Consider the following 7,096-nt stretch of genomic DNA (forward strand, 5'->3'; position numbering starts at 1 on the left):
TTTTGAACTGCCTGATGTTCTTTTCGGAGCAGGAGAGGCAGCTTCCTTTTTCTTCGGGGCAGATGTTTTTGATTCTTGTTCTTTATTGTCAGTTGTTTTAGATTTCTTTGGGAGAGAAGAACTTTTTGGTTTTGATTTTTTGTTCCCATCTGAGGTTTTTGTTTCAGTCTCTTTTTCTTTTTCTGATGATTCTTCTGAAACAGATTGTTTTTCACTTTCCTCATTGGTCTCTGTCTCAGTATCATCACTTTTACTTAATTGGCTGTACAGCTTCATCATTGCTGGCAGATTGCGGACTAATGGGCCGTACTGCTGGATCATAGGGGTGACTTGCTGCGCCATGCCGAGTACTTTTTGCACATTTCCAAGCATACTGGATAATGATGCAGGATTGGCGATATTTTGAATGCCTTGCAGGCCAGCACCTCCGCTCGCTGCTGCACCTGCTCCTGGAATTCCAGGAACTCCGGCGCTGCCAGCGCCTCCTCCGCCGGGTAGGAACCTTGACAGCATTCCTTTTAAGCCTCCGCCTGCACCTGCACCATTTCTCGCTCCGGCATTTGCCTGAGGAAGAAATTGTCCGGCTTGCTGAAAACCTTGCTGCTGTGCTCCAAATGAAGGTCCTCGCATATTAGGCGGTCTTCTGCCCATCATTCGCTGATTTGGCATGGGGCGGGGCGGTCCGGGCTGTGGGTAATTTCTCATTGGCTGCTGCGGTGAAAACATACTTGTACCTCCTTTCAGCTCTCTCTGCTATTAGAATATGCATGGGCTGCGGTATTTGCTTTACATAACTGAATAAAACAAACGCCTTGCAAACGTGGTGTTTTTAAGCAAAATCGGGTATAATGTGATGATGGACACATAATGTGCCGCTTTAAGGAGCTGGGAAAAATGAAAGAAACGAAATTTGAACTTTATGAATTGAAACCATTTATTATAGATGCAGTACATCGCCTTGGTTTTTACGAACCGACTGATATCCAGAAAAGGCTGATTCCTGCAGTGTTAAAAAAAGAAAGCGTCATCGGCCAGTCTCAGACGGGTACTGGAAAGACTCACGCTTATTTACTGCCTTTATTAAACAAAATCGATCCTGCTAAGGATGTCGTTCAGGTAGTCATTACGGCTCCGACAAGAGAGCTAGCCAACCAGATTTATCAGGAAGCGCTTAAAATCACGCAGGGTGAGGAAGGCAGTCAGATTCGCTCGAAATGTTTTATCGGAGGCACTGATAAACAAAAATCAATTGATAAATTGAAAATACAGCCGCATCTTGTTGTCGGTACACCCGGACGGATCGCTGACTTAATCAAAGAACAGGCGTTAAGTGTTCATAAAGCGGAATCTCTTGTTATTGATGAAGCGGATTTAATGCTGGACATGGGATTCCTTGCAGATGTAGATTACATCGGTTCCCGCATGCCTGAGGATCTGCAAATGCTTGTGTTCTCAGCGACCATACCGGAAAAGCTGAAACCATTCTTGAAGAAATACATGGAAAATCCGAAATACGCCCATGTGGAGCCAAAACAAGTGACTGCTGCGAAAATCGAGCATATCCTCATTCCTTCGAAACATCGTGACAAGGACAAGCTCCTTTTTGACATCATGTCGCATCTGAATCCATACCTGGGGATTGTGTTTGCCAACACGAAAAATACGGCTGACCATATTGCCCAATATCTGACTGGCAAAGGCATGAAAATCGGCTTGCTGCACGGCGGATTAACACCACGTGAGCGGAAAAAAGTCATGAAGCAGATCAATGATTTGGAATTCACATATATCATTGCAACTGACCTTGCCGCAAGAGGTATTGATATTAAAGGTGTCAGCCATGTTATCAACTATGAGCTGCCGGATGATCTCGATTTCTATGTTCACCGTGTGGGCAGAACGGCTCGTGCCGGCTCATCAGGACAAGCGATGACCATTTATGAGCTTACTGATGAGGATGCATTAGTAAGACTTGAAAAAATGGGCATCGAATTTGATTACTTAGAGCTTGAAAAGGGCGAATGGAAAAAAGGCGATGACCGTCAGCGCCGCAAAAAGCGTAAAAAAACGCCGAATGAAGCGGATGAAATTGCTCATCGTCTCGTGAAAAAGCCGAAGAAGGTTAAGCCTGGGTATAAAAAGAAAATGAGCTATGAGATGGAGAAAATCAAGAAAAAACAGAGAAGAAACCAATCTAAGAAAAGAAAGTAGGGGAACCTGTTGCTGAGAATAGGCTCACACGTCTCTATGAGCGGAAAACACATGCTTCTGGCTGCAAGCCAGGAAGCAGTCTCTTATGGGGCGAATACGTTTATGATCTATACAGGCGCACCGCAAAATACGCGCCGAAAGAAAATTGAAGACTTAAATATAGAAGCAGGCCGGGCACATATGCAAGAAAATGGCATTGACGAGATTATCGTACACGCGCCTTATATTATTAATATTGGCAACACGACAAATCCGTCCACTTTTGAGCTGGGTGTTGATTTTCTTCGTTCAGAAATTGAACGGACAGCGGCCATCGGAGCGAAGCAAATTGTCCTTCATCCTGGCGCTCACGTAGGGGCAGGAGCTGAAGCCGGCATCAAAAAAATTATTGAAGGCTTAAATGAAGTGATTGATCCGAATCAAAATGTCCAGATTGCATTAGAAACAATGGCTGGAAAAGGATCAGAATGCGGCAGAAGCTTTGAGGAGCTTGCGCATATTATCGAAGGCGTTACACACAATGAGCAGCTGTCAGTGTGCTTTGACACGTGCCATACACATGATGCCGGGTATAACATTGTCGAAGACTTTGACGGAGTGCTAAATGAGTTCGATAAAATCATTGGCATTGACCGTATTAAAGTGCTTCATATCAATGACAGCAAAAATGTCAAAGGTGCGAGAAAAGACCGCCATGAAAATATTGGCTTTGGTGAAATAGGTTTTGACGCACTGCAATATGTTGTTCACCATGAGCAGTTAAAAGACATTCCAAAAATTCTTGAAACACCATACGTCGGTGAAGATAAAAAGAACAAAAAACCGCCATACCGTTTTGAGATTGAAATGCTGAAAGAAAAACAATTTGATGATACATTGCTCGAAAAGATTTTACAGCAATAAAAAATGGGGGATAACACCCCCATTTTTTAGCTTGTAAATTGTTTGAATAGTTCATTAACTGTTTGAGCTGTTTCTTTCGATGTAATCGTCTCTACTTGTTTCAGCAGCCGCATTCGTTCACTCTCATTAAAGATGTTTACATTTTTCCCGTATAACAGGTTCGCTACTTCAACGGCCTGCGATCTTGTTAAGCTGATTCCGTATTGTTTTGAGTACTTCAGCAAATCATCAGCAGTAGCCTGATTAAGCCGCTGTAAGATAATTCTTTGAAATAAAATCATCGGTCATTCCACCTCCAGACTTAATGTATGGGCAAATCAGTAAAATGTGTCAATGTTTAATGGTAAAATAGATTTATAATGTATTTAAAATAGTTATTGCAGGAAAGGAGATTTTATGACCCCAACAAAACAACATAAGAAAGAAACATTTACCCATTTTATTTTCAGGGTCTTTATGATTCTGGTAGGAGCTGCATCTGCGGCTGTAAGTATTGAATTATTTTTAATCCCCAATGATTTTATTGATGGCGGGATTATCGGTGTATCACTTATTTTAGACCACCTCTTTATGTCAAACCCCTTTCTGAATTTCGCTTTTTTCGTTGTCATATTAAATATTCCTTTTATGATCTTCGGATATAAATATATCGGTAAGACCTTTCTAGTCTCTACGTTTATAGGGATTGTCGGGCTTGCCGTTATTGAATCCTCACTTCACCATGTAGAAGCCATTACAACCCAGCCTATTTTGGCTACTGTGTTCGGAGGTCTTTTACTCGGCTTTGGCGTCGGGCTTGTTATTCGAAACGGAGGTTCAATGGATGGTACAGAAATTCTCGGTATTTTGCTGACCAAAAAACTCCCGTTTTCAGTAGGTGAGTTCGTTATGTTCATCAATGTGTTCATTTTCATTTGGGCAGTTTTTGTGTTCGGTCCTGAGCAAGCGATGTACTCATTCATGACTTATTATATTGCGATGAAAACGATTGATGCTGTGATCCAAGGGCTTGATGAAACAAAAGCTGTCATTATTGTGTCTGAGCAGTATGATGAGATTTCCGACGCGATTTTGCACCGTCTTGGTCGGGGCACAACGAAGCTGAAGGGGAAAGGCGGGTATACGGACGAAGAAAAAGACGTAATTTACGCGGTTGTCACAAGGCTGGAAGTGACAAAGCTCAAATCGATCGTGTTTGAAGTTGATCAAAATGCATTCATAACAATTATGAATACTCATGAAACGAGAGGCGGAAAATTCAAAAACGCAATCCACTAGGCTTTCATTTACTTTTATTCATTTTATGGGTATAATTTTATCTGCAGTAAAGACAATGGCTTGCTGGACAGACAGCTGCCATTTTCTTTTTCATACATGTGATACGTTCTTAAGCAAAGCGAAAAGGGGGACCCTTCATGAACGTACAAGAAGCGCTGAACCTACTAAAAGAAAACGGATATAAATATACAAACAAACGGGAGGATATGCTGCAGCTTTTTGCTGATTCAGACAGATATCTTACCGCTAAAAACGTACTGTCTGCACTGAATGATGATTATCCAGGCTTAAGCTTTGATACAATCTACAGAAATCTTTCTTTATATGAAGAACTTGGGATTTTGGAAACAACTGAGCTGTCCGGTGAAAAGCTTTTCCGATTTAAGTGTTCATTCACCCATCACCACCATCATTTTATTTGTCTTGCCTGCGGCAAAACAAAGGAAATTGAATCATGTCCGATGGACAAGCTTTGTGATGATTTGGATGGCTATCAGGTCAGCGGACATAAATTTGAGATTTACGGCACATGCCCTGATTGTACAGCGGAAAACCAAGACAACACTACTGCGTAAAATGCGTATATATGAAAAAGGGGCCCGGTTTGGGCTCCTTTTTCAGTTATTGACGCGTATTAAGTGATGCTTGTTGTTGTTCATCCATTGAACGGCTTCTAGCCAGTTGTTTACTCTGATGATGTTTGAATCAATCGGAAGCTGATTATAAGGGGAATTGAACAAAATCACCGGTATCCCGGCTTCTTTCGCAATCATCATGGCGTTACCGTGATGATCCTCAAAAAACAGGTCGATGTTATGATTCTTGACCGCTTCAACTTTGTGATGACCGCCAACGAGTTCGATGTGGTCATAATGAATGTTTTGTCTGTCAAACCATTCATAGGTAATATCAGTTAAATGAGTCCGTCTCGCTGTAATATAAATAAGCTTGTGCTCCTCTTTGAGAAGATCAAGTGACTGTTTCGCATGCTGTGCAAGCAATGCTTCCTTATATATGATCGCTTCATTTTGATTCATCCAATCCCAAAATTCTTCCTGGGTAATGTTTAACAGCTTTGTTAAATCATAATCCGTCATATCGTTTAATGAAATGGAAAGATTAAACGAACGGTTCAAATAAGGGACGAATGTATCCTGAGCCGTGATTGTGCCGTCAATATCTATTCCTAAGCGTAACATGCCCACACTCCTTCAGTTTCATCCCTTCAAGTGTAACATAAACAATTGACATTAACAGAAAAGTTTAGCAAACATGAATCAGGCAAAATGGATCAAACTATAAAAGCTCCTTTAATAAAACAGAAGGGGGAATTGAAGGTGGCAAACGATTACGAAAAGCGTGATAACAACAGTTACTATGTTGATCATGGGTCTGAAGGGACAAATATTACCCGCGACAATGACGGTTTTTTTGAGGAAACAGCTGCTGAAATCGCAGAGCCTTATCGTGCTGCTGACCGCAGCAATGACCAAGACAATGATCGCAGCGGCGGCAATGTCAATGAAGGACGGGGAATAGGATATATCGCTTTAGCCTTGTCCATCATTTCATTGTTTGTACTGCCTGTTTTATTGGGAGCTGCTGGTATTATTGTCGGCTATATCGCAAGAAGAAGAGGTGCTCAAGGCCTTGGAGCCTGGGCAATGGGTATCGGTGTCGTTTCATTAGTGCTTGGAATATTTATTATTCCATTTTTCTAACACAAAAAAGCTTGACGGGTTCCCGTCAAGCTTTTTGTGTTTCTTCTTTTAATTTTGCTTTTTCAGCTTCAAGTTTTGCGTAGTGTTCCTCAGCAAGAATGTCAATTTCTTTTTTGAGTTCTTCTACCATCGTTTCCTCTGGAACCTTACGGACAATTTTCCCTTTCCGGAACAGCAGTCCTTCACCGCGTGCGCCGGCGATTCCGATATCAGCTTCTCTCGCTTCACCAGGTCCGTTTACAGCGCAGCCGAGAACAGCAACTTTAATTGGCGCTTTTACCTTAGAAATATACTCTTCCACTTCATTGGCAATGCTGATTAGATCAATTTCAATACGGCCGCAAGTCGGGCATGAGATGAGCGTGGCAGCATTGGAGGCTAAGCCGAAAGATTTCAGAAGCTCCCTTGCTACTTTTACCTCTTCTACAGGGTCTGCGCTTAGTGAAATGCGCATGGTGTTCCCGATGCCTTTGCTTAAAATGGCGCCGAGTCCTGCTGCGCTCTTTACTGTGCCGGCAAACAGTGTTCCTGACTCGGTGATCCCGAGGTGAAGCGGGTAGTCAAACGCTTTCGCCGCTTTTTCATAAGCCTCGATTGCAAGGTTCACGTCAGAGGCCTTCATGCTGACAATAATATCGTGAAAATCAAGATCCTCAAGAATTTTAATGTGATGAAGTGCGCTTTCTACCATTCCATCGGCAGTCGGATAACCGTATTTTTCTAAAATGCGTTTTTCCAATGAACCGGCGTTTACTCCGATTCTGATCGGAATGCCTTTGTCTTTGGCCGCTTTAACAACCGCTTCAACTTTTTCGCGCCGGCCGATGTTGCCGGGGTTGATTCGGATTTTATCTGCGCCGCCTTCAATGGCTTTCAACGCAAGTTTATAATCGAAATGTATGTCAACAACGAGAGGAATGGAAATGCGCTTTTTAATATCCGCAATGGCGTTTGCTGCCCGTTCATCCGGACATGCTACCCGA

9 protein-coding genes are annotated in these 7,096 nt (G+C 42.4%); 5 read left to right on the plus strand and 4 right to left on the minus strand.

The window, feature by feature from the left end:
• Nucleotides 1–726: VrrA/YqfQ family protein (gene vrrA, locus RAC86_RS32590; protein WP_377886493.1), on the minus strand; the 726-nt coding region annotated here is incomplete at its 3' end.
• Between the two features lie 168 nt (nt 727–894).
• On the opposite strand from vrrA, the gene cshB reads away from it, so the two are divergent.
• The gene (gene cshB, locus RAC86_RS32595) at nt 895–2,211 is read left to right on the plus strand and encodes a DEAD-box ATP-dependent RNA helicase CshB (RefSeq protein WP_021480044.1); all 1,317 of its coding nucleotides are present in this window, start codon (nt 895–897) and stop codon (nt 2,209–2,211) included.
• A gap of 9 nt (nt 2,212–2,220) precedes the next feature.
• Nucleotides 2,221–3,114: a deoxyribonuclease IV gene (locus tag RAC86_RS32600; protein ID WP_377886494.1), complete on the plus strand. Its 894-nt coding sequence runs from the start codon at nt 2,221–2,223 to the stop codon at nt 3,112–3,114.
• A 26-nt stretch (nt 3,115–3,140) separates the two neighbouring features.
• Here RAC86_RS32600 and RAC86_RS32605 read toward each other — a convergent pair whose 3' ends face one another.
• The gene (locus RAC86_RS32605; protein ID WP_003230076.1) at nt 3,141–3,395 is read right to left on the minus strand and encodes a DUF2624 domain-containing protein; all 255 of its coding nucleotides are present in this window, start codon (nt 3,393–3,395) and stop codon (nt 3,141–3,143) included.
• A gap of 115 nt (nt 3,396–3,510) precedes the next feature.
• Here RAC86_RS32605 and RAC86_RS32610 point away from each other — a divergent pair, with 115 nt between their 5' ends.
• Together RAC86_RS32610 and zur are read left to right on the plus strand one after the other, a co-directional pair.
• Nucleotides 3,511–4,392, plus strand: coding sequence for a YitT family protein (locus RAC86_RS32610; RefSeq protein ID WP_003230077.1), 882 nt, complete (start codon nt 3,511–3,513; stop codon nt 4,390–4,392).
• Between the two features lie 137 nt (nt 4,393–4,529).
• Complete coding sequence (gene zur / locus RAC86_RS32615; protein WP_003230079.1) at nt 4,530–4,967, plus strand: zinc uptake transcriptional repressor Zur; 438 nt, start codon at nt 4,530–4,532, stop codon at nt 4,965–4,967.
• A gap of 42 nt (nt 4,968–5,009) precedes the next feature.
• On the opposite strand, the gene RAC86_RS32620 is transcribed toward zur, so the two are convergent.
• Nucleotides 5,010–5,591 carry a nucleotidase gene (locus RAC86_RS32620; protein ID WP_003246215.1) on the minus strand — a complete coding sequence of 194 codons (582 nt, stop codon included), beginning with the start codon at nt 5,589–5,591 and terminating at the stop codon, nt 5,010–5,012.
• Nucleotides 5,592–5,723: 132 nt separating this feature from the next.
• On the opposite strand from RAC86_RS32620, the gene RAC86_RS32625 reads away from it, so the two are divergent.
• Complete coding sequence (locus tag RAC86_RS32625) at nt 5,724–6,113, plus strand: DUF308 domain-containing protein (RefSeq protein WP_010886568.1); 390 nt, start codon at nt 5,724–5,726, stop codon at nt 6,111–6,113.
• A 25-nt stretch (nt 6,114–6,138) separates the two neighbouring features.
• Here RAC86_RS32625 and ispG read toward each other — a convergent pair.
• Nucleotides 6,139–7,096, minus strand: a 958-nt coding sequence (gene ispG, locus RAC86_RS32630; protein ID WP_377886495.1) for a flavodoxin-dependent (E)-4-hydroxy-3-methylbut-2-enyl-diphosphate synthase, incomplete at its 5' end; no start/stop codon positions are given.

It is taken from the genome of Bacillus sp. LR_5, from assembly GCF_042709275.1.

Coding starts and splice junctions, on each gene's coding strand:
- cshB (WP_021480044.1), top strand. CDS start 895: ATGAAAGAAACGAAATTTGAACTTTATGAATTGAAACCATTTATTATA.
- zur (WP_003230079.1), top strand. CDS start 4,530: ATGAACGTACAAGAAGCGCTGAACCTACTAAAAGAAAACGGATATAAA.
- RAC86_RS32605 (WP_003230076.1), bottom strand. CDS start 3,395: ATGATTTTATTTCAAAGAATTATCTTACAGCGGCTTAATCAGGCTACT.
- RAC86_RS32620 (WP_003246215.1), bottom strand. CDS start 5,591: ATGTTACGCTTAGGAATAGATATTGACGGCACAATCACGGCTCAGGAT.
- RAC86_RS32610 (WP_003230077.1), top strand. CDS start 3,511: ATGACCCCAACAAAACAACATAAGAAAGAAACATTTACCCATTTTATT.